This window comes from Duganella alba (assembly GCF_009674495.1).
GTDB lineage: Bacteria > Pseudomonadota > Gammaproteobacteria > Burkholderiales > Burkholderiaceae_D > Rugamonas > Rugamonas alba.
This window is the reverse complement of the sequence record NZ_WKJN01000011.1, coordinates 1-20,480: the sequence shown is the minus strand read 5'-3', so window position 1 is coordinate 20,480 and position 20,480 is coordinate 1. Positions and strand designations below refer to the sequence as shown.

26 protein-coding genes are annotated in these 20,480 nt (G+C 65.6%); 22 read left to right on the top strand and 4 right to left on the bottom strand.

What is annotated here, in order from left to right:
* The first annotated feature begins 66 nt into the window (after positions 1-66).
* The 15 genes from GJ695_RS13010 to ssb all read left to right on the top strand — a co-directional run bounded on the left by GJ695_RS13010 (position 67) and on the right by ssb (position 11,562).
* Positions 67-750: an energy-coupling factor ABC transporter permease gene (locus GJ695_RS13010; RefSeq protein ID WP_154357510.1), complete on the top strand. Its 684-nt coding sequence runs from the start codon at positions 67-69 to the stop codon at positions 748-750.
* A complete protein-coding gene (locus GJ695_RS13005) occupies positions 747-1,199 on the top strand; it encodes an energy-coupling factor ABC transporter substrate-binding protein (RefSeq protein ID WP_154365363.1) in 453 nt (150 codons plus the stop codon). The genes GJ695_RS13010 and GJ695_RS13005 overlap by 4 nt, the downstream gene beginning before the upstream one ends.
* Complete coding sequence (cbiQ, locus tag GJ695_RS13000) at positions 1,189-1,923, top strand: cobalt ECF transporter T component CbiQ (RefSeq protein WP_166455186.1); 735 nt, start codon at positions 1,189-1,191, stop codon at positions 1,921-1,923. The genes GJ695_RS13005 and cbiQ overlap by 11 nt, the downstream gene beginning before the upstream one ends.
* Positions 1,920-2,774: an energy-coupling factor ABC transporter ATP-binding protein gene (locus GJ695_RS12995; RefSeq protein WP_166455187.1), complete on the top strand. Its 855-nt coding sequence runs from the start codon at positions 1,920-1,922 to the stop codon at positions 2,772-2,774. The genes cbiQ and GJ695_RS12995 overlap by 4 nt, the downstream gene beginning before the upstream one ends.
* Positions 2,771-3,556 carry a precorrin-4 C(11)-methyltransferase gene (cobM, locus tag GJ695_RS12990; protein WP_154365359.1) on the top strand — a complete coding sequence of 262 codons (786 nt, stop codon included), beginning with the start codon at positions 2,771-2,773 and terminating at the stop codon, positions 3,554-3,556. The genes GJ695_RS12995 and cobM overlap by 4 nt, the downstream gene beginning before the upstream one ends.
* Entirely contained in the window at positions 3,553-4,539 is a 987-nt protein-coding gene (locus GJ695_RS12985; protein ID WP_154365357.1) for a sirohydrochlorin chelatase, read from the top strand. The genes cobM and GJ695_RS12985 overlap by 4 nt, the downstream gene beginning before the upstream one ends.
* Positions 4,536-5,213, top strand: a complete 678-nt coding sequence (locus GJ695_RS12980) for a precorrin-8X methylmutase (protein WP_154365355.1) — start codon at positions 4,536-4,538, stop codon at positions 5,211-5,213. Before GJ695_RS12985 ends, GJ695_RS12980 begins: the two co-directional genes overlap by 4 nt.
* Positions 5,210-6,400 carry a cobalt-precorrin-5B (C(1))-methyltransferase gene (locus tag GJ695_RS12975; RefSeq protein ID WP_154365353.1) on the top strand — a complete coding sequence of 397 codons (1,191 nt, stop codon included), beginning with the start codon at positions 5,210-5,212 and terminating at the stop codon, positions 6,398-6,400. Before GJ695_RS12980 ends, GJ695_RS12975 begins: the two co-directional genes overlap by 4 nt.
* Positions 6,401-6,402: 2 nt before the next feature.
* The gene (gene cbiE / locus GJ695_RS12970; RefSeq protein WP_154365351.1) at positions 6,403-7,707 is read left to right on the top strand and encodes a precorrin-6y C5,15-methyltransferase (decarboxylating) subunit CbiE; all 1,305 of its coding nucleotides are present in this window, start codon (positions 6,403-6,405) and stop codon (positions 7,705-7,707) included.
* On the top strand, positions 7,700-8,497 hold the full coding sequence (cobI, locus tag GJ695_RS12965; RefSeq protein WP_154365349.1) for a precorrin-2 C(20)-methyltransferase: 798 nt from the start codon (positions 7,700-7,702) through the stop codon (positions 8,495-8,497). The genes cbiE and cobI overlap by 8 nt, the downstream gene beginning before the upstream one ends.
* A complete protein-coding gene (locus GJ695_RS12960) occupies positions 8,494-9,246 on the top strand; it encodes a cobalamin biosynthesis central domain-containing protein (protein ID WP_154365347.1) in 753 nt (250 codons plus the stop codon). The genes cobI and GJ695_RS12960 overlap by 4 nt, the downstream gene beginning before the upstream one ends.
* On the top strand, positions 9,243-9,647 hold the full coding sequence (locus GJ695_RS12955; RefSeq protein WP_154365345.1) for a cobalamin biosynthesis protein: 405 nt from the start codon (positions 9,243-9,245) through the stop codon (positions 9,645-9,647). The genes GJ695_RS12960 and GJ695_RS12955 overlap by 4 nt, the downstream gene beginning before the upstream one ends.
* Complete coding sequence (gene cobJ / locus GJ695_RS12950) at positions 9,644-10,621, top strand: precorrin-3B C(17)-methyltransferase (RefSeq protein ID WP_154357520.1); 978 nt, start codon at positions 9,644-9,646, stop codon at positions 10,619-10,621. Before GJ695_RS12955 ends, cobJ begins: the two co-directional genes overlap by 4 nt.
* Positions 10,618-10,971, top strand: coding sequence for a (2Fe-2S) ferredoxin domain-containing protein (locus tag GJ695_RS12945; RefSeq protein WP_154365343.1), 354 nt, complete (start codon positions 10,618-10,620; stop codon positions 10,969-10,971). The genes cobJ and GJ695_RS12945 overlap by 4 nt, the downstream gene beginning before the upstream one ends.
* A gap of 87 nt (positions 10,972-11,058) precedes the next feature.
* Positions 11,059-11,562, top strand: a complete 504-nt coding sequence (gene ssb, locus GJ695_RS12940) for a single-stranded DNA-binding protein (RefSeq protein WP_154365341.1) — start codon at positions 11,059-11,061, stop codon at positions 11,560-11,562.
* Between the two features lie 393 nt (positions 11,563-11,955).
* Here ssb and GJ695_RS12935 read toward each other — a convergent pair whose 3' ends face one another.
* Positions 11,956-13,185 carry a DUF2252 domain-containing protein gene (locus GJ695_RS12935; protein WP_154365339.1) on the bottom strand — a complete coding sequence of 410 codons (1,230 nt, stop codon included), beginning with the start codon at positions 13,183-13,185 and terminating at the stop codon, positions 11,956-11,958.
* Between the two features lie 154 nt (positions 13,186-13,339).
* Here GJ695_RS12935 and GJ695_RS12930 point away from each other — a divergent pair, with 154 nt between their 5' ends.
* The 4 genes from GJ695_RS12930 to GJ695_RS12915 all read left to right on the top strand — a co-directional run bounded on the left by GJ695_RS12930 (position 13,340) and on the right by GJ695_RS12915 (position 15,921).
* Positions 13,340-13,906, top strand: coding sequence for a carboxymuconolactone decarboxylase family protein (locus GJ695_RS12930; protein ID WP_154365337.1), 567 nt, complete (start codon positions 13,340-13,342; stop codon positions 13,904-13,906).
* A gap of 25 nt (positions 13,907-13,931) precedes the next feature.
* On the top strand, positions 13,932-14,714 hold the full coding sequence (locus GJ695_RS12925) for a 3-hydroxybutyrate dehydrogenase (protein ID WP_154365335.1): 783 nt from the start codon (positions 13,932-13,934) through the stop codon (positions 14,712-14,714).
* Positions 14,715-14,754: 40 nt separating this feature from the next.
* A complete protein-coding gene (locus GJ695_RS12920) occupies positions 14,755-15,330 on the top strand; it encodes a TetR/AcrR family transcriptional regulator (protein ID WP_154365332.1) in 576 nt (191 codons plus the stop codon).
* 87 nt (positions 15,331-15,417) lie between these two features.
* Positions 15,418-15,921 (top strand): hypothetical protein, encoded by a 504-nt coding sequence (locus GJ695_RS12915; RefSeq protein WP_154365330.1) that lies wholly within the window; start codon positions 15,418-15,420, stop codon positions 15,919-15,921.
* Between the two features lies 1 nt (position 15,922).
* On the opposite strand, the gene GJ695_RS12910 is transcribed toward GJ695_RS12915, so the two are convergent.
* From GJ695_RS12910 to GJ695_RS12900, 3 genes are read right to left on the bottom strand one after another with little or no spacing between them, the layout of a single operon-like run.
* Positions 15,923-16,219, bottom strand: a complete 297-nt coding sequence (locus GJ695_RS12910) for a hypothetical protein (RefSeq protein ID WP_154365328.1) — start codon at positions 16,217-16,219, stop codon at positions 15,923-15,925.
* A 25-nt stretch (positions 16,220-16,244) separates the two neighbouring features.
* Positions 16,245-17,009, bottom strand: a complete 765-nt coding sequence (locus tag GJ695_RS12905; RefSeq protein ID WP_154365327.1) for a DUF4852 domain-containing protein — start codon at positions 17,007-17,009, stop codon at positions 16,245-16,247.
* Between the two features lie 29 nt (positions 17,010-17,038).
* Entirely contained in the window at positions 17,039-17,839 is an 801-nt protein-coding gene (locus GJ695_RS12900) for a hypothetical protein (RefSeq protein WP_154365324.1), read from the bottom strand.
* Positions 17,840-18,042: 203 nt separating this feature from the next.
* On the opposite strand from GJ695_RS12900, the gene GJ695_RS12895 reads away from it, so the two are divergent.
* From GJ695_RS12895 to GJ695_RS12885, 3 genes are all read left to right on the top strand, one after another.
* The gene (locus tag GJ695_RS12895) at positions 18,043-18,666 is read left to right on the top strand and encodes an RNA polymerase sigma factor (RefSeq protein ID WP_154365323.1); all 624 of its coding nucleotides are present in this window, start codon (positions 18,043-18,045) and stop codon (positions 18,664-18,666) included.
* Entirely contained in the window at positions 18,659-19,291 is a 633-nt protein-coding gene (locus GJ695_RS12890) for a hypothetical protein (protein ID WP_154365321.1), read from the top strand. Before GJ695_RS12895 ends, GJ695_RS12890 begins: the two co-directional genes overlap by 8 nt.
* A partial coding sequence (locus GJ695_RS12885) for a caspase family protein (RefSeq protein WP_166455398.1) occupies positions 19,291-20,480 on the top strand: 1,190 nt, incomplete at its 3' end. The genes GJ695_RS12890 and GJ695_RS12885, both read left to right, overlap by 1 nt.

The following is a 20,480-nucleotide window of genomic DNA, read 5'->3' as shown; positions in this document are numbered from 1 at the left end:
CCCGTCGACCGTCCTTTCCTGCTCCCGCCTTGGTGTCCATATAGCCCATTCGACGGGAGGTTTCGAATGCACATCATGGAAGGCTTTTTGCCGCCAGCGCACGCGCTCGGCTGGGCAGCCGTTTCCTTACCTTTTTTAGCCTGGGGCTTGCGCTCTATCGGCCGCGATCTGCAGGCCCATCCCGAGCGGCGCATGCTGCTGGGCGTGGCGGCGGCGTTCGCGTTTCTGCTGTCGGCGCTCAAGTTGCCGTCGGTGACGGGCAGTTGTTCGCATCCCACCGGCGTTGGCCTCGGCGCGGCGCTGTTCGGGCCGGCGGCGATGGTGCCGGTCGGCTTTGTGGTGCTGCTGTTCCAGGCGCTGCTGATGGCGCACGGCGGGCTGACGACGCTGGGCGCGAATGTGTTCTCGATGGCGATTGTCGGTCCGTTCGTGTCCTATGGCGTGCTGCGCGCGGTGGCGGCGCTGGGCTTGTCGCGTTCCGTGGCGGTGTTCCTGGCCGCGTCGATCGGCGACCTGGCGACGTATGTGACCACGTCGGTGCAACTGGCGCTGGCGTTTCCGGCGGCGGTGGGCGGTTTTAGTGTTTCCTTCTTCAAGTTTGCCGGCATCTTCGCGTTGACGCAGGTGCCGATCGCCATCAGCGAAGGTCTGCTGACGGTGCTGGTGGTGAACGCCATGGTGCGCTTCAACGCCCACGAACTGCGCGCGCTGCCGGTGATGACGCTCGGCGCGCGGAAAGGTAGCGTATGAAGGCGCGCACCTGGCTGGTGTGGCTGGCCATCGTGCTGCTGACGGTGCTGCCTTTGTGGCTGATCAGCGCACCGCCGGCGGCGCCGGGTGGCGAGGTTAGCGCCATCTTCACCGGCGCCGATGACCGCGCACAGCGGGCCATCGGCGATATCTCGCCTGGCTACAAGCCGTGGTTCTCGCCTGTGTTCGAGCCGGCCAGCGACGAAATCGCATCGCTGCTGTTCGCCCTGCAAGCGGCCATCGGCGCCGGCGTCATCGGCTTCTGGCTCGGCATGTCCGTCGCCCGCGAACGCGCGCGCCGCGAAGTTGGCGCATCCGCGCCGGATGCCAACGCGGCGCACGCTGCCGCCGCCTACGCCGCTGCTATCAACGCCGCCGCTGGCCCGGCGACCGCCGCGCCTTTGGGCGTCTCGGCATCGCCTATGCTCCAGGACCGTCGTGCTGATTGAGTCGTCGGCATACGCCAGCCGCTGGCGCGATGTGGCGCCGTCGGCCAAGGCGCTGTTTGCGCTGGCGGGCTTTGTCGCGGCCTGGCTGGCGCACAGCCCTGTCGCCTTCGCCGCATTGACGGCGGTGCTGGTGCTGGCCGCCCTGCTCGGCGCGCGCGTGCAACTGCGCAGTTACATCGCCGTCGCGCTGCCACCACTCGGCTTCCTGCTGCTGTCCTGCCTGACCATGCTGCTCGGCCCGGACGCCAACGGCCACTGGAACTTCACCACCGCCATGCTGCCGACCATCGAGCACCTCGCCCTGCGCTCATTCGCCATGCTGGCCGCGATGCTCGGCCTCGTGCTCACCACGCCGATGCCCGACCTGCTCAACCTGCTGCGCCGCCTGCGCACGCCGGAACTGCTGCTGGACCTGATGGTGCTGTGCTACCGCATGCTGTTCGTGATGCAGCAGGCATGGGAAGAAAGCATCACCGCCCAAAGCGCCCGCCTTGGCTACCGTAATTTCCGTCAGGCCTGGCGCTCCACCGGCCTGCTCGCTGGCCAGATGGCTGTGCAAGTGTGGCAGCGCGCCGCCGCCCTGCAAATGGCCGCCGACGCCCGCGCCTACCAAGGTACGCTGCGCTTCCTGCCCACCGCCTACCCGCACGCATCGCGCCAGCAAGCCTGGGCCGCACTGGCCGGCGCGCTGATGCTCGCCATCGCCCTGGGAGACCGCCTGTGAGCCCACTCCTGGAGTTGCAAGCCGTCGATCACACCTACCCGGACGGCAGCACCGGACTGCGCGACTGCACGCTGACGCTGCAACGCGGCCGCCGCTACGCGCTGCTTGGTCCAAACGGCGCCGGCAAAACCACCGTCCTGCAGCACCTGAACGGCCTGCTGCAACCAACCGCCGGCACGCTGCGCCACGACGGCCAGCCCTACGACTACAGCCGCAAAGGACTTACCTCGTTGCGCAGCCGCGTAGGGCTGGTGTTCCAGAATCCCGACCGCCAGCTGTTCTCCGCACTGGTGGAAGAAGACGTCTCCTTCGGCCCCCTCAACCTCGGCCTGCCCGCCGACGAAGTGCGCGCCCGCGTGGCCGCAGCACTGGATGCCGTCGGCCTGCTCGGTCAAGCCCGCCGCGCCGTGCACCAACTGAGCTTCGGCCAGAAAAAACGCGTCTGCATCGCCGGCGTGCTGGCGATGGAACCGGAAGTGCTGCTGCTCGACGAACCCATGGCCGGCCTCGACGCCCCCATGCAAACCGAATTGACGGCACTGTTGGACCGCCTCGCCGCGCGCGGCGTCACCATCCTGCTGTCCACCCACGACATCGACTTCGCACTGCGCTGGGCCGACGACATCCACGTGATGGCCGCCGGCCGCTGCATTGCCTCCGGCCCCGCGCAGCAACTGGCCGCACAAACCGAAGTGCTGCAAGCCGCCGGCCAGCGTCCGCCCGCCGCACTGGCATTGCACGCCGAACTGGTGGCGCTGGGCGTGCTGCCCGAAGGCCAGGCGCCACGCAGCATCGACGCCCTGCTCGACAGCCTGCGCGCACTTAAAAATTCAAGAGAGATCACCGCATGACAAGCTTTGGAAAAATCTGGTTCGTCGGCGCCGGCCCCGGCGACCCGGAACTCATCACCGTCAAAGGCCAGAAACTGCTGTCGCAGGCTGGCGCGGTGCTGTTCGCCGGATCGCTGGTCGACCGCGCCGTGACGCTGTACGCACCACCCGGCTGCGCCATCCGCGACTCCAAGGACATGACGCTGGAAGAGATGACCGCCTGGCTGATCGAACAGGCGCGCACCAACGCCACCGTGGTGCGCCTGCAAACCGGCGACCCTGGCCTGTATGGCGCGCTGATCGAACTGGCGCGTCCGCTGACCGCGGAGGGCATCGAATGGTCCGTGGTGCCGGGCGTCTCGTCCGCCATGGCCTCGATGGCCGCCGCCGGCGAATCCATGACGCTGCCGGAAGTGACACAGACCGTGATCCTCACCCGCGTCGAAGGCCGCACGCCGATGCCGGACGGCGAAGACCTCGCCAGTCTGGCCGCGCACCGCACCACGATCTGCATCTTCCTGTCCATCACCCTGATGCACAAGGTGGAAACCGCATTGCGCGGCGCCGGCTGGGCCGAGGATTCGCCGATGCTGGTGGTGCACAAGGCCAGTTGGCCGGGCGAACAGAAAATCGTCCGCGGCACCTTGGCCGATATTAAACAGCGATGCCGGGAGGCCGGTATCGCAAGCCAGGCGATGATCGTCGCCAGCCCCACGCTGGGCGCGCTGCACTGGGAAACCCTGGCGCGTTCCAAGCTGTATGACCCCACATTTACCCATCGTTTCAGAAAGGCGAGCGCATGAACCAACTTAATCTCGACACGATCCTGATTGTCGGCCACGGTTCCCGCGAGGACTCCGGCAACCAGGAAATTCGTGACTTCACGGAGCAGTGGCGCGCGCGCCGGCCGGACTGGCGCATCGAGTTGTGCTTCATCGAATTCGCGCCGCCGGAGATGAACGCCGCCTTGCTGAAAGCCGCGCGCAGCTCACGCCGCGTGCTGGTGGTGCCGCTGATTCTGAACGCGGCCGGCCACGTCAAGATGGAGATCCCGGAAGCGATCGAACACGCACGCGAAGCCTGCCCGCAAACCGAGATCCTGCTGGCGCCGCACCTGACGGCGTGCGATCCGATCCTGGCGATCCTCAAACGTCGCCTGCGCAAAGGCATGAACGCGCTGGACATGCCTGATCCAACCACCACCGGCGTGGTGGTGCTGGGTCGCGGGTCGTCGGATCGTGGCGCGAACGGCGAGATGGCCAAGATGGCGCGCTGGCTGCTGGAAGAGGGCGATCATGAACTGGTGGACCTGGCGTTCACCGGCATCACGTGGCCGCGACTGGAGAAGGTCGTGCAGCGCCAGGTGCTGCTGGGCATGCGTCAGGTGGTGGTGCTGCCGTACTACCTGTACACCGGCACGCTGATGCAGCGCATTCATCGCCAGGTGGAGCATCTGCGCGGCCAGTATCCGCAAGTGCGCTTCTTCTGCGGCGAGCATTTCGGCTTTGAGAACGAGATCTTTGAACTGATGGACCAGCGCGTGGAAGACCTGCGCGCCGGCGTGCCGGATAGCCGTCTTCCATGCGACGGTTGCAGCTACCGCGAAATCGCCCACGATCTGGGGCACGGCCACTCGCATGCGCACACGCACGACCATGCCGCCCCGCCAGCGCATGACCACGGCCATGAGCACGGTCACGATCATGGACACGACCACGGTCATGACCATGCGCATGATCACGATCACGGCCACGGCCACGCCAAGCCGGAGGGCCAGCCGGCATGAGCACCGTGAACACCGTCACCGAACAGCTCACGCGCGCCGGCCAGGTCATTGAACACGACAGCTTCGCCATCATCGATGCCGAAGTCGGCCCGCACACCTACACCGAAGGCCAATGGCCGATCGTGCGCCGCATGATCCACGCCAACGCGGACTTCGACTTCAACGGCCTGACCGACTTCCATGCAAACGCGGTGGAAGCCGGCATCAGCGCCATGCTGGCCGGCGGCACGCCAGTGGTGGCGGACGTCGAAATGATCTGCTCCGGCCTGTCGCAACCGCGCCTGGGCCACTTCGGCATGAAAACCCACCAGTTCATCAGCGACGCCGACGTCATCGAAACCGCCAAGGCCGAAGACACCACGCGCGCCGTGCAGGCAATGCGCAAAGCCCACCGTCTCGGCCTGCTGGACAAAGCCATCATTGGCATCGGCAACGCGCCGACCGCGCTGATTGAGCTGGTGCGCCTGATCCGCGAAGAAGGCGTGCGTCCCGCGCTGGTGGTCGGCATGCCGGTGGGCTTCGTCTCCGCCGCTGAATCCAAGGACCTGATGGCCGAACTGACCGACGTGCCGTGGATCGTCATCCGTGGCCGCAAGGGCGGCTCCACGCTGGTGGTCGCGACGCTGCACGCGCTGCTGTCGCTGGCCGAAGCCCGTCAAAAGGCCGCACCATGAAAGAAAAAACGGCTGCCGAACGTGGCACCCGTACCGGTTTCACCACCGGCGCCTGTTCCGCCGCCGCCGCCCGAGCGGCGGTGCTGGGCCTCGTCCACGGACAAGTGCCGGCAGAAATCGAAAGCCTGCTGCCCAACGGCAGCCGGGTGAACTTCGTCATCCATGACGGCAGCTGCGGCGATGGCCGTGCGCACGCGATGGTCATCAAGTTCGCTGGCGACGATCCCGATTGCACCGATGGCGCGCACATGACGGTTGACCTGCGCCTGCTGCCCGGCGAGGCCGGCGTGGTCTCTTACGTTGCAGGCGATGGCGTCGGCACCGTCACCATGAAAGGCCTGGGGCTGGAAGTGGGCGGGCCGGCCATCAACCCTGTGCCGCGCAAGAACATCGCCGACAACCTGCGCGAAGCCGCGCCGCAGCTGCTGGCGGAACACGGCATTGAAGTCACCATCAGCGTGCCGGACGGCCAGGTGATGGCGAAGAAGACCACCAACGCCCGCCTGGGCATCCTGGGCGGCATCAGCATTCTCGGCACCACCGGCATCGTCAAACCATATTCCACCGCCGCCTGGCGCGCCAGCGTTGTGCAGGGCGTGCAGGTCGCCGCCACCGCCGGCTACAACCTAGTGGCGCTGACCACCGGCGGCCGCACCGAAACCTTCGCCATGACCACGCTGCGCGCCGAACGTCCGGAACTGCCGTCCGCCTGCTTCGTGCAGATGGGCGACTTCCTGCGCTATGCGCTGGATGAAGTGGTGGCGCAGGGCATACAGCTGGTGGTGCTGGCGGTCATGGTCGGCAAGCTGACCAAGATCGCGCAAGGCGAAACCATCACCCACGCCAACCGCAGCGAAGTCGATACCGACCTGGTGGCGGAAATTGCCCGCCGCATCGGCGCCACGCCTGAAGACTGCGCCGCCATGGCCGCCGCCGAAACCGCGCGCTTCGGCGCCGAGTTGATGGTGGAGCGCGGCCTTGGCGACGCCTTTCACCACGCGCTGGGACAAGCCGCCATCGACACCCTGACAGCGCCGGACCGCTACGGCCGCGCGTTCCAGCTGCGCGTGCTGGTGTGCGATTTCAGCGGCGTGCAAGTGGCCGACGTCTGGTCCGCGCCAGCCGATCCGCTCCAACGTCCTGCGAGCGCCGGCCGTACCGGCATCGATCACCTACCGGAAGCATAAACATGGACATCAAAGATCCTAACCCCTGCCGCGTCATCGGCGTGCTCGATGATGGCACCGCCAGCTTGAGCCAGACGGCGCTGGCCTTGCTGCGCAGCGCCGATGTGGTCATCGGCGGCGCCCGCACGCTGGCGCTTTTCGAGCGCGAACTCAAAGCCGGCGCCGTGCGCCACGACCTGACCGGCAAACTGAAAGAAGTACCGGAATGGGTACGCGCCGCGCGCGCCGACAACCTGTCCTGCGTGGTGCTGGCGACTGGCGACCCGCTGTGCCACGGCATCGCCCCGTATCTGGCGCAGCATCTGTGCGTGGAAGCGCTGGACATCCTGCCCAACCTGTCGACCTTGCAGCTGGCCTGCGCCCGCATCGGCCTCGCATGGCAGGATGCGCGCATCGTTTCCGTGCACGCCAAGGATGCCGGCGAATGGCGGCGCGGCAGCGTGCCGGGCCACGGCCTGTACGCGCTGGCGCAGGCCGCGCGCCAGCACGCCCGCCTGCTGATCCTCACCAGCCCCGACAACTCGCCCGACCGCATCGCGCGCCTGCTGCTGGCCGAAGGCATGGGCGACGACTTCCTGATGGCGGTGGCTGAAAACCTGCTGCAACCGGAGGAACGCGTGCTGGCCGAACTGACGCCGCAACAAGCGGCCGAGATGAAATTCGCCGCGCTCAATGTCGTGCTGCTGTGGCGCATAACGCCGTTTGCGCGTCCGGTGCGTTTCGGCCTGGCCGATGCGGAGTTTGCGCAGCGCCAGCCCGAGAAAGGCCTGATCACCAAGCAGGAAGTGCGCGCCGTCAGCCTGGCGCGCCTGCAACTGCGGGCGGACAGCGTGGTGTGGGACATCGGCGCCGGTTCCGGCTCGGTAGGCCTGGAAGCGGCGCGTCTTTGCCCGCAAGGCCACGTCTACGCGACCGAAAAGAACGACGCCGACTACGCCATCGCCGGCCAGAATCACGCCAACTTCGGCGTCAGCAACTACAGCCTGTACCTCGGCAAAGCACCGGAGGGACTGGATGCCTGGCCTGATCCGGACGCGGTATTCATCGGAGGCTCCGGCGGCGAACTGGCGACGCTCATCAGCGGCATCATGGAGCGCATGCGTCCAAACGGCACGCTGGTGATGAATTTCGTCACGCTGGAAAACCTCGCCACCGCGACCGCCACGCTGCAAGCGCTGGAAGGCGTGAGCTGGGACGTGCTGCAACTGCAAGCCGCACGCAGCAAGCCGATACTGCACATGCACCGCATGGCTGCCGAAAACCCGGTGTGGATCGTCTGCGCGCGCCGCGAGGCCCACCATGACTAAGCCCGGCACCCTGTGGGGCATTTCGCTCGGCCCTGGCGACCCTGGCCTGATCACGCGCGCCGCGTGGGAAGCGCTGCAACGCCGCGACACCATCTGGGTCTATCCTGCGCGCAGCGGCAAGACGCCAAGCTACGCCTTCGACATCGTGGTACGCGCCGGTGTCACGCCGCCGGAACAGCACACGCAACTGCTGTTCCCCATGACGCATGACGGCGAAAAGCTCGGCCGCGCATGGCTGCGCGCCGCCGACACGGTGCTGCCATGGCTGCGCGAAGGCCGCGATGTGCTGTTCCTGGTCGAAGGCGACGCCAGTACCTACGCCACATTCGGCCACCTGGCCCGCACCGTGAACGCCATCGACGCGCAAGTGCCGGTGCAGATCATCGCCGGCGTCAACTCCTTCACCGCCGCCTGCGCCAAGGTGCCGGTGCCGTTCTCCGAGCAGGACGACACGGTCGCCATCGTGCCGGCCGCCTACGGTGTCAGCGCGGTGGACCGCCTGCTGCCGGACTTCGACACGCTGATCCTGATGAAGGTAAAACCCATCCTCGACGAATTGATCGACTGGATGCAGCGGCGCGAGCTGCTGGACGGCGCGCACTTCATCGAACGCGTCGGCGCACCGGACGAACGCCGTTTCAGCGGCAATGACATCCTGACGCTGCGCGGCACCAAGGTCAGCTACCTGTCGCTGCTGATCATCAAACACCCACACCGCATACGCGGTGAACGCATCAAGGGCTGCCTGCGCAAGGATGGCCCACAACCTCAACTCCTGGAGACCGCATGAGCACCATCACCAACCAGCCGGCACCGCGCGTATGCCTGGTCGCCATCACCAAGCACGGCGCCGCACAGGCCGCGCGCCTGGCCGCGGATCTGCCGGAAGCCGACATCTGCACCTCGGCCAAATTCGCCGCCGTGTTTGCGGAAGCCAGCAACACCGTGCGCGCCTATGACGGCGCGCTGCGCGACGAAATCGGGCCGCTGTTCTCCGGCTACGACCAGATCATCTTCTTCGTCTCGCTGGGCGCCGTGGTGCGTCTGATCGCGCCGCACCTGCGCAGCAAGGACGAAGATCCGGGCATTATCGTCGTGGATGACGCGGGCCAGTTCGTGATTCCTGTGTTGTCCGGCCACGTCGGCGGCGCCAACGAATGGAGCGAGCGCGTGGCCGACCTGCTGGGCGCTGCGCCGGTGCTGACCACCGCCTCGGACGTGGGCCGCACGATTCCGGTCGATATCTTGGGACGCCACCTCGGCTGGAAGGTGGAGGCGCCGAAGATCAACATCACGCGCGTGTCCGCGCACGTGGTCAACGGCGAACCAATCGCCTTCGTGCAGGAAGCAGGCAGCCCGGATTGGTGGACGCGCCCGACGCCGCTGCCGGAAAACATCCACCGCTTCACGCGTTTCGACGACGTGCCGCTGGACCGCTATGCGGCGCTGCTGTGGGTCACCCATGCCGACGTGACGGACGAACGCTGGACCGCGCTGACCGAACGCCTGGTGGTCTACCGCCCACCGCAGGAAGCATGAGCGAATTCACCATCGGCCTGGGCTGCGACCGCGGCGTGCTGCTGGAGACGCTGCGCGCAGCCGTGCAAGCCGCCCTGGCCACCATCGGCGCGCAGCCGCGGCAGGTGGTTGCCGCCGCCAGCATCACGCTGAAGAAGGACGAGGTGGCGCTGCTGGCGCTGGCGCAGGAAAACGGCTGGCCGCTGCACTTTTACGAAGCGCATGAACTGGCCGCAGTGGAAGTGCCGCATCCGTCCGAAACCGTGCGCCGCTACACCGGCACGCCATCGGTGAGCGAAGCGGCCGCGCTGCTGGCCGCCGGCCCGGATACGCCGATGACCGCGCTGGTCGTCGAAAAACACAAACTCAAAGGCGCTGATGGCCGCAATGCCACCGTCTCCATCGCAAGGAAAACATCATGAGTGAAGCAGGGAAAATTATGCTGGTGGGGATAGGCCCCGGCAGCGTCGACCACATGACCAAGCGCGCGCGCGACGCCATCGCCGAATCCGACGTGGTGATCGGCTATGTCACCTACATCAAGCTGGTGGCCGATCTGATCGAAGGCAAGGAGATCATCCGCAAATCGATGACCGAAGAGCTGGACCGCGCCGTCAGCGCGCTGGAAGCGGCGCGCGCCGGCAAGAAGGTGGCGCTGATTTCGTCGGGTGACGCCGGTGTCTACGGCATGGCCGGTCCGACGTTCGAAGTGCTGTTCCAGGCCGGCTGGACGCCGGACGATGCGGTGCAGGTGGAAATCATCCCCGGCGCCTCGGCGCTGAACAGCTGCGCCGCGCTGGTCGGCGCGCCGCTGACGCACGACTTCTGCGCCATTTCGCTGTCCGACCTGCTGACGCCGTGGCCGACCATCGCCCGCCGCCTGGATGCGGTGGCCATGGCCGATTTTGTCGTCGCGCTGTACAACCCGAAGAGCGGCCGCCGCACGCGCCAGATCGTTGAAGCGCAGCGCCTGTTCCTGCGCCATCGCCGTCCCGACACGCCGGTGGCGATCGTCAAGAGCGGCTACCGCCGCCGCCAGAACATCGTCTTCACCACGCTCGATTCGATGGCCGAAGCCGACATCGGCATGCTCAGTACCGTCCTGATCGGCAACAGCAACACCTTTGTGCGCCACGGCCTGATGGTCACGCCGCGCGGCTACGCCAACAAGTACGACATGGAAGAAGGCGGCGCCACGCGCGAAGGCGAGAAGGCCGGGCGTTCGCTGTCCACCGGCCTGCTGGGCTGGCTGGAAACGCTGCAGGCCGAACACGCGGCCGGCGACAGCATCGACACGCTGGCGGCGCGCCACCGCCTGCCGGCCGACTATATCCGCGACACCCTGAACGAACCGGTGGTGGCCGAAGCCGCCGCCAGCGAAGAGAGCGAAGCATGAACGAACCCGTGATCAAGCCGAAAATCGGCAATTACTACCGTCACCTGCTGGTGTGCACCGGCCCGCGTTGCAGCGAGGACGGCGCCTCGCAGGCGCTGTTCGACAGCCTGGGCGCCAAGTTCAAGGCCGCCGGGTTGGATGCGGGCGAGTTGCGCGTCAAGCGCAGCCGCGTGAGCTGCTTCGCCGCCTGCAAGGGCGGCCCCATTGTCTGCGTGCAGCCGGATGGCACCTGGTATTACAACGTCACGTCCGAAAACATGGACCGCATCGTCGAAGACCACCTGTGCAACGGCAAGCCGGTGGAAGAGCTGGTATTCCACCAGGCTGGCGCGACGGATTTTGAGGCATAACAAGATCCCGGTACGCGGATTCTAGGGTTCCAACCCAAAAGTGAGCTAAACTTCTGCTTTCGCCGAATATCTTGGAGTTTTAATAAAATGGCATCAGTCAACAAAGTCATCATCGTCGGCAACCTGGGTCGCGATCCGGAAATTCGCTACATGCCTAGCGGTGATGCGATCGCCAACATCGCCGTGGCGACCTCGTACAAATCGAAAGACCGCAACACCGGTGAGCAGAAAGAGCTGACCGAGTGGCACCGCATCTCGTTCTTCGGCCGCCTGGCGGAAATCGTCGGCCAGTACCTGAAAAAAGGTTCGTCGGTCTACGTCGAAGGCCGTCTGCAGACGCGCAAGTACACCGACAAGGATGGCGTAGAGAAATACGCAACCGACATCATCGCCGAGCAGATGCAAATGCTGGGTGGCCGTCAAGGCATGGGTGATGGCGGCGGCATGGACGACGGCGGCGGCTACGAAGCCCCACCACAGCGTCAGGCTCCGGCGCCACGTCCACAAATGGCGCCACCGGCACCAGCCCCACGTCCGGCGCCGCGCCCAGCGCCGAACTTCTCGGATATGGATGACGACATCCCGTTCTGACGAACCGGACAAGCGCAAAAGCATCAATAAAAAAGCGGAGCCAGTAATTTGGCTCCGCTTTTTTTATTGATCAAATGGTGATCACTCAGTCAAAGAAATACCATATCGCAGATGCGATGTACAAGCTCCAGCAAATTGCGCATAACGCAGCGAACCATATGGGAAGCGGTAAACGATACTCGGAGATGGGGCGATTCCACAGCGGGGGCAACTTCAGGAATTCATTCGTCGATAACAGCGCAATCAATAGGGCGCACCCCAGGTGATATAAAACGCTTGGGTCAGCATGAATTTGATACTGCTTTAATGCAAGATACAATTGATAGGTCGCCACAACGCGCAGCAGCAGTTTCAAGCAAACAATGTAATATGGCTTAACTAGTCGTGGTTTCATCACTCACTCCCTGCGGCGCGTAAGGCTGATTGATAAGCTGCTGCGTATTGCGTCCAGTCCGCCACCACCTGGCGGTGATAGGCCTGCGCATAGTCCATCAGCGCGGGACGCCATTGGGCGGCGTTGAGGCCATGCGCTATCCATTCGTCGGCGCAGGCTGAACCTTGCCTGCCGCCGGAGCGCAGGTGGGCCCAGGCGACGATGCCGCCCATGGCGCGCATCACGCTTTCCAGGCGGCGCAATTTTCCTCCCCACAGGTTGAGCGAGAGGCGGTCCTGCTGCGGCAACAGCTCCCTCAGCACATACGACTCGCTGCCGGTGCTGACCGCCGACAGAAACGCGGGCGAAACCGCCTGCATCCGTTTCTGTATGGCGACCACGCGGTCGGCCTCGGTCCGCCATGCCGGCTGCGTGGTGGGCACGTATGGCGCCAGCGCCGAAGTCGGCGCGAATTTCAGGTCGAGCAGGAAGTTGCCATCCAGTCCGCCGCGACCGCGCACCAGCACCGCGTAGCGCTCCAGTCCCAGGCTGCCGGTGCCGGCGATGCGCCGCGCCACGTCCTGCACGCGGAAGAAGGCCGGCGTCGGCTGGGTGTGGGCATAGGCCGACATGATGCGCTTTACCTTGTCGCACTCGCCGTCGTTGAGCGGCAGCGTCTTGATGTGGTCCAGGCGCAGCTTGCGCTTGCCTTTGACGATATCGGTGCGGCGGTCGAGAAAGGCGGGCCGCTCGCGCGAGCGCAGGTCGCGCAGCAGGTCGCGCACCATGCCGTCCGCCGTCGCGCGCTCGACCCAGCGCGGCTTGCCGTCGGTCAGGTTGGCAACGTAGGCGTCGAGGAAGCAATGACACAGCGCGACCGCATCGGCGGCCTGCACTTTCAGGGTGTCCGCCGCCGCCAGCACGCTGACCAGAAAGCGCGCCAGTTCCCAGCTGCCCGGGGCCAGGATGGCTTCGTCAAAATCGTTGAGGTCGAAATAGGACAGGCGGTTGTCGCCCTTGTAGGTGCCGAAATTTTCCAGGTGTAAATCACCGCAGCTCCAGGCGGGCGGCGCCTGATTGAACGGCGCGTCGGCCGGGAAGTCCTGGTAAAACAAATGACAGGTGCCGCGCAGGAAGGCGAAGGGATTGGCGGCGATCAGGCGGTATTTTTGCGTGACGCGCTCGGGATCGCGGCCCGCGTTGAATGCCGCGATCAGTCCGACTACATCACGCTTGCGTAACTTCGCCATGGCCCCTCCCGAAAATGGCATTCTGCCACGAATCATGGCGTTTCAATCGAACGCCTCGCTGATCGGTAAACTGCCAGAATCAATCCGAGGTAACACGCACGGCCTCGGCGCCCTATCGGTTCCCTCGTCTTCTCTCCACCCACACGAGGAAACCATGCGACTTCCCCTGATTCCCCCTGCCGAACTCTCGGCCGAACAACAAACCCTGTATGACAGCATGCGCAAAGGCATCGCCAGCAACTTCAACGCATTCAAGGTTGAACGCGAGGACGGCGCCCTGATGGGACCATGGAATCCCTGGCTGCACGAGCCGGGCATCGGCAAGGCGATCTGGGATTTGACGCTGGCCATGACGGCCAACGCCGTGTTGCCGGACAACGTGCGCCAGATCGCCATCCTGATGGTCGGCGCCCGCTATGACGCGGCGTATGAGTTGTACGCGCACGTTGCCGTCGCGGAAAAAGAGGGCATGTCGGCCGAACGGCTGTCGGCGCTGGTGGCGGACCTGAAACCGGCCGACCTGTCCAGGGAAGAAAACCTCGCCTTCGATTTCTCCTACGCCCTCAGCCGCGGCGGCACGCTGCCCGAGCCGTTGTACCGGCAGGCCATCGCCACCTTCGGCCAGCACGGCACGAACGAGCTGATCTACCTGGTCGGCCTGTACGCGCTGGTGTCGACCACGCTGAACGGCTTCAACGTCCCGGTTCCCGAACGTGAATAACCACCCAACCATTGAAGAGATCATCATGAGCATACAAGACAAAGTCGCCATCGTCACGGGCGCGGCCAGCGGCATCGGCAAGGAAATCGCCACGGTATTTTTCAAGAATGGCGCCAAGGTCGTCATCGCCGACCTGAACCTGGAAGCGGCGCAGGCCGCCGCCAGCGAACTCGATCCCTCCGGCGCGCGCGCCATCGCGGTGGCGATGGACGTCACCAATGAAGAGCAGGTCGACGCCGGCATCGCCGCCGCTGCCGGCAAACTGGGCGGCATCGACATCCTGGTCTCCAACGCCGGCATCCAGATCGTCGCGCCGGTCGATTCCTTCGACTTCGGCAACTGGAAGAAAATGCTGGCGATTCACCTCGACGGCGCCTTCCTCACCACACGCGCCTGCCTGAAGCTGATGTACGGCCAAAAACGCGGCGGCAGCGTGATCTACATGGGTTCGGTGCACTCCAAGGAAGCCTCGGTGCTGAAGGCGCCCTACGTCACGGCCAAGCACGGACTGATCGGCCTGTGCAAGACGGTGGCCAAGGAAGGCGCGGCGCATGGCGTGCGCGCCAACGTCATCTGCCCCGGCTTCGTGCGCACGCCGCTGGTGGAAAAGCAGATTCCGGAGCAGGCCAGGGAATTGGGCATCCCGGAAGCCGACGTCATCAAGAATGTGATGCTGAAGGAGACGGTCGACGGCGAATTCACCACGGTGGACGATGTGGCGCAAACGGCATTGTTCCTGGCCTCGTTCCCATCGAATGCGCTGACCGGCCAGTCCATCGTCGTCAGTCACGGCTGGTTCATGCAATAAATCGCTTGCGCGCCAACCTACTAGTTGGTATATTAGCGGCATGAGTTCAGATACCGCCAACCGCATCCTCGATACCGCCCAGCATTTGATTGTGACGCGGGGCTATAACGCCTTCAGTTATGCCGACATCGCCGAAGTGGTCAGTGTCAGCAAGCCCAGCATTCATTTCCACTTCGCCACCAAGGCGGAGCTGGTGCGGCAGCTGCTGCTGCGCTACCGGGACACGGTGCAGGTGAATCTGGCGCAGCTGGCGGCGCAGGTGCCTGATCCGGTGGCGCAGTTGCGTGCTTACGCAGGCCACTGGGAGAAGTGCATCCGCGACGGCACGGCGCCGTTCTGCCTGTGCGCGATGCTGGCGTCGGAACTGCTGTCGCTGCCGTCGGAAGTGGCGGCCGAGGTCAAATTGTATTTTGGCGACCTGGCCGCCTGGCTGACGCACACGCTGGAACAGGGCGCCGCCCAGGGGGGGGTGATAGTGCCCCGTGGTGCGGCGCTCGAGGCCGAGTCGTTCATGGCCAGCGCGCATGGCGCCATGCTGTCGGCGCGGGTGTTTGGCAACGCCGACGTCTTTGCCCGCATCGTCGGCGACGCCATCGACAGGCTGCTTGTGAAGTAATCAACGCTGTACATTTTCCGGCCATGGATTCCATGGCCTTTTATTGAAACCAATAACCTACCAACTAGTAGATCAAGGAGTTTTATCATGGCCCATCCTATGTCCGCCTTCGGCGCTGTCCACACGATACTGAGTCTTGTCCCGCTGGTCGCCGGCCTGGCCGCCTTCAAGCGCTACGGCAAAATCGATCCCGCCACCAGCATCGGCAAGATGTACTGGATCGGCATGGCCGCTTCGGTGGTGACGGCGTTTGGTCTGTCGAGCACCGGCGGCTTTAACCCAGGCCACGCGCTGGGCCTGCTGACGCTGGTGGTCATGGCGGTTGCCACGCTGGTGACCCGGGTGGCCTTCCTCGGCCGCACGGCCGTCTACCTGCAGGTGGTGCTGATGTCGTTCAGCTTCCTGCTGCTGATGGTCCCCGGCACCAACGAAACGCTGAGCCGCCTGCCGGCTGGTCATCCGATCGGCAACGGCCCCGACTCCGCGCCGGTACAAATGGCGCTGGCCGGGGTATTCGTGCTGTTCGTGATCGGCACCGTCTACCAGCTGGTGCAACTGCGCCGCCAGACGGTCCGTCAGGCCCGGGCCTGATTTACTTGCAGACGTAGGCCTTGCCGATCCATTCGCTGGTCATGCTGGTGCCCTGCTGCGACCACACCACGTCGGTTGCTTTCAGGCGCACCGCTTCGTTCATTGCCTTGGCCTTGGCGTTCTTGGTGCCGATGCCGGCGCTCAGGCCGACGAACACCGAGTCGGAACCGTAGACCGGGCCGGCCAGCGTGCAGCGTTTGACGTCGCCGTCGTTGACTTCGCGGATGGAGTTCGGCGTCAGGGTGGTGCAGGCGGACAGCACGGCAAGGCCGGCCACTGCGCAGAGAAGTTTGTTCATGATGATCCCGTATCGTGATTAAGTTTTATTCGGCCGACTGGGTGGCGAGCACATTGCCCTTCTTGTCCACCAGTTCGAGCTTGAGAATCTGCGCCTGCACTACCTTCTTGCTGACGTCGGCGTCCTGCACATAGCCGTACACCACCAGCCGCATCGATTCGTATTTGCTGCGCAGGCCTTCGATCACGCGCGCCTTGTCTTCTTCCGGCACGCTGAGGTAGCGGAAGGCCGCGCCGTTGTTGTAGCCGATCTTGTAGCTGCTGTTGTCGCTGAAATAGCGGTACGAGCCTTTTTCCCAGATCGACGAATCGATCTGGAAGCCTTTCTTCTCGAAGTCGTATTTCTCCACCGAGCCGGGGATTTCCAGCTTCACGTAACGCTGCTGCGCGGCCTGCGCCACGCCGGCGTCGATCTTCACTTTCAGCGCTTTCAGCAGGTCGCTTTTCTTGAACTCGTCCGAGGTGCTGGCGTAGTCGCGCGAATAGCTGTTGGCCACTTCGTTGTAGTCGATCGGCATGCCGGCGATGCCCAGGTAGGCGAACATCAACTGGTTGCCGCTGTCGATGTCGGTGTAGCTGCTGGCCGGCGTGCGCGGATCGCCCTTCGGCAGCGCGGCGCGCGCGGTTTCCTTGGCCTGTTCGGCCATCACCGACGGCTTGGCGGCGTCGGCCAGGTTGGGCTTGTTGTCGGCGCCGGCCGGCGCCGCGGCCTTGTCGCCGCAGGCGGCCAGGCTCGCCAGCAGGGCAAGCGTCAACAGGCGGGAAGTCAGGGGAGAGGAGGAGTGAGGCATGGTTTTTCCTTGTTGGATGAAGAGTGGAGTCAGGCTTTGGCGGCGAGGAATTTGATGACGCCCCGGCCGGCGAGATACAGGCTGGCCGCCAGCGACAGGTAGCCGCCGATGCCGATGGAAATCGCGCGCATCGCTTCGCGCATCATTTCGCTGCCGACGCTGTCGGCCATGCGCGCGGCCTGCGCGCCGCCGAAGGCGCTGGCGATGCCCTGCGCCTGTTTCATACCGTCGCTGATGCCGACGTAGATCATGATCGCGACCAGCAGCATGAAGGCCAGCGGCAGCACGCCGCCGAGGTGGGCGCGCTTGTCTTTCCATACCTGCGGCGTCAGCGGCGCCACCAGCGCCACGACGCACAAAAAGCCGTAGATGCCGCTGCCGCCGCTGACGCCGCCGAGGCTGCTCATCAGCCCGGCGGGCGAGTTGACCACGGCCAGGATCTTCCAGAACGACAGCCCCACGCCATAGGCGGACGAGAGCTGGATCGCGACGGTGTTCAGGAAGAACCAGCCCACCACCAGCGCCGCCATGGCCGCCAGCGTCGGCACGCCGAAGCGCGCGGTCAGGCCGGCCGCCAGTTCGCCGCCCTTGGCGCGGGCCGCCAGCACGGCCAGTTCGGCCTGCTCCTTGGCCAGCTGCGATTCCGCCACCGGCGTCACGGTCAGGATGGCGCCGCCGGCGTCCAGCTCCACTTCGACCACCATGCCGACCTTGGGCGGCAGATCCGACTTCCAGTTCGCTTCCAGCGTAAATGGATGCTGTACCAGGTCGATGCTCAACAGGCCGGGGCCGGCGTTGGTGTCCCGCAAAATCTTGCCGCGTTTTTTCATGATGATGTGTGTCCTCTTCGGTTGTTCAGGCACTGCCAGCGCAGCCTGTCACCGGGTTGTTCGTCGCGTCGCGGCGCGCGGTTCAAATTATTTTCGGGTTTTGAAAAAATATTTTCGGAGGCGGTTTTTGCGTGATTTTTGTTGACAAAAGATGATGAACTGACTGTTATAATATTTCTCATGATTACCATTTTTGCCACCTCATGAGCACGCAGACGCTAGCCCCCAGCCAACTGCTGGCGGCCATGGCCGGTGGCGATCAGCGCGCGCTCGAAGCGCTGTACCGGGGCTGGTCGCGCAAGGTGCGGGTGTTTGCCCACGCCAGACTGATACGCTGCGGTCTGGATGCCGACGCCATCGCCGACGAGGTCACGGTGGATGTGTTCCATGACGTGTGGCGCGCGCCGCTGCGTTACGACGGCCGCGTGGAATTCTCCACCTGGCTGCTCACCCTCGCGCGCAACAAGACGGTCGACCAGATCCGCCGCCACGGCAAGCGCCAGGCCGCGCAATCGGTGCTGGATGAGGAGGGCGAACTGGAACAAGGCGCGGCGGCGTATCTGGACATGATGGCGCCCAATCCGCTGTCGCTGCGGGAGGATGCGCAGCGCCACGAGGCGGTACTGAACTGCCTGCGGCGGTTGCGCAATCCGCTGCAACGCGAGAGCCTGACCTTGTGGGCGCTGGAGGATTTGTCGATTCCCGAGATCGCCCACATCCAGGGCGCGGTCGAAGGGACCGTCAAGAGCCGGCTGTTCCACGGCCGGCTCAATTTGCGCCAGTGCATGGAGCGCTGGTTTGTACAGGAAGGTGGCCGCCATGGATGAACAACAGCGCTTGCTCGAACGCCTGCCCGACTACCTCAACGGCCACGTCGACGGCGAGGACGCGCGCCGCATCGCCGAGCTGCTGGAAAGCGACGCCGCCTGGCAGGCGCAGGCCGCGTTGCTGGGCGATGTGCGCGCCGCCGTGGGCGCGCAGATGGCGGCCATGGACAGCGACACCGGCCTCGATGAGCTGCGCCGCCGTATCGCCGCCGCGCCAGCCGCCACGCCCGCCAAGCCGACGCCGGCGACGCCGTGGTGGCGCAAGCTGTTCGATCTGCGCCTGATGCCGCAGTTCGCGCCGGCCATCATGGCCACGCTGGTGGCGGTGTGCGCGGTGCAGGGCTGGATGCTGGGCAATGCGCCGGACACCGGCGTCGCCTGGCGCGACGCGTCACTGAGCGTGGCCGCACCGGCCGCCAACCTGCGGGTGCTGTTCGCCGCCGAGGCCAGCCTGGCGCAGGTGGAGGCGGCGCTGTTCCAGGCCCATGCCCGCATCGTCACCGGTCCGCAAAGCGACCATAGTTATCTGCTGCAGGCCGACGATGCCAACGCCGCCCTGGCGCAACTGCGGGGCAGTGCCGCAGTGCTCGACGCCAGCGTGATCCCGGCCGCGCCACCACGCTGATGCGACGCCGGCTGATCGCACTGTGCATCGCCGCCGGCATCGGCGTTCCCGCGCTGGCGGCCGAACGGTATGCGCTGCTGGTCGGCGTCTCGGCCTTGCCGGCGCTGCCGCGCAATGCCTGGCTGGACGGACCGCGCTACGACGTCCCGGCCATGCGTACCGCGCTGCTGGCACAAGGCTTTGCCGCCAGCCATATCGTCAGCCTGGCCGACGGTGTCGATGGCGCCGCCGCACCCACGCGCAGCGCCATCCTGGCCCAGCTGGCGCGCTTCGGCAAGACGTTGCGGCCGGACGACGTGCTGGTCCTCTACTGGTCCGGCCACGGCCTGCTGATGCCGGGGCAGCCGGGCGTATGGCAGACGCCGTTCGGCCAGCAGGTGCATCTGCTGGCGCGCGACGCCCGCATCGACGCCCGCACGCGGCAACTCTCCGGCAGCATCAGCAGCACCGACATCGGCCGCGCCATCGACGCGCTGGCGGCGCATCAGGTGCAGGTGGTGGCATTGTTCGACAGCTGCTACGCGGCCGGCAGCACGCGCGGCGACGCCGGTCTGGCCTGGCGCGGACTGGCCAACACCGCGCTGGGCTGGTCGCCGCCTCCACCCAGTCTCGGCGGCCGTTCCGCGCCGAGCGAGAGCGCCGAGCCGGTGCCAACGGATGGCGCGCCGGCGCCGCGCGAGCGGCCGCTGTTCATCGGCTTCTTTGCCGCCGAGCCGCAGCAGCGCAGCGCCGAAGCGCTCAACAATGACTATCCCGGCCAGGCACGCGGCATCTTCACGCGCGCCTTGATCGCCGGCCTGCAGGACAATCCGGCCAGTTATCTGGCATGGGCCAGCGTCACCAATCAGCACTACCGCCAGGCGCTGGATGCACGGCAGTTGCCGGCCAGCGCCCGGCCGTCGCCGGTGTACGCCGGCGCGCTGGAGCAGACGCTGTGGGCGGCAGCCAGCGCGCCGCTGCTCTGGCCGGTGCGACAGGATGCGCTGGGCTGGTACGTGCCGTATGGCCGTCTCGACGGCCTGCAAGCGGGCGACCAGCTGCAACGCGGCGCCAGCACCTGGCAGGTCACCGACGTCAGCTGGGGCGAAGCGCGGCTGGCCGCGCCGGACAATGCGGCCGCCACTGCCGGCTGGGCCAGACGCCTGCCAGCGACAACGGCGCCGGCCGGCGCCTCAACGCTGGCCGTGCA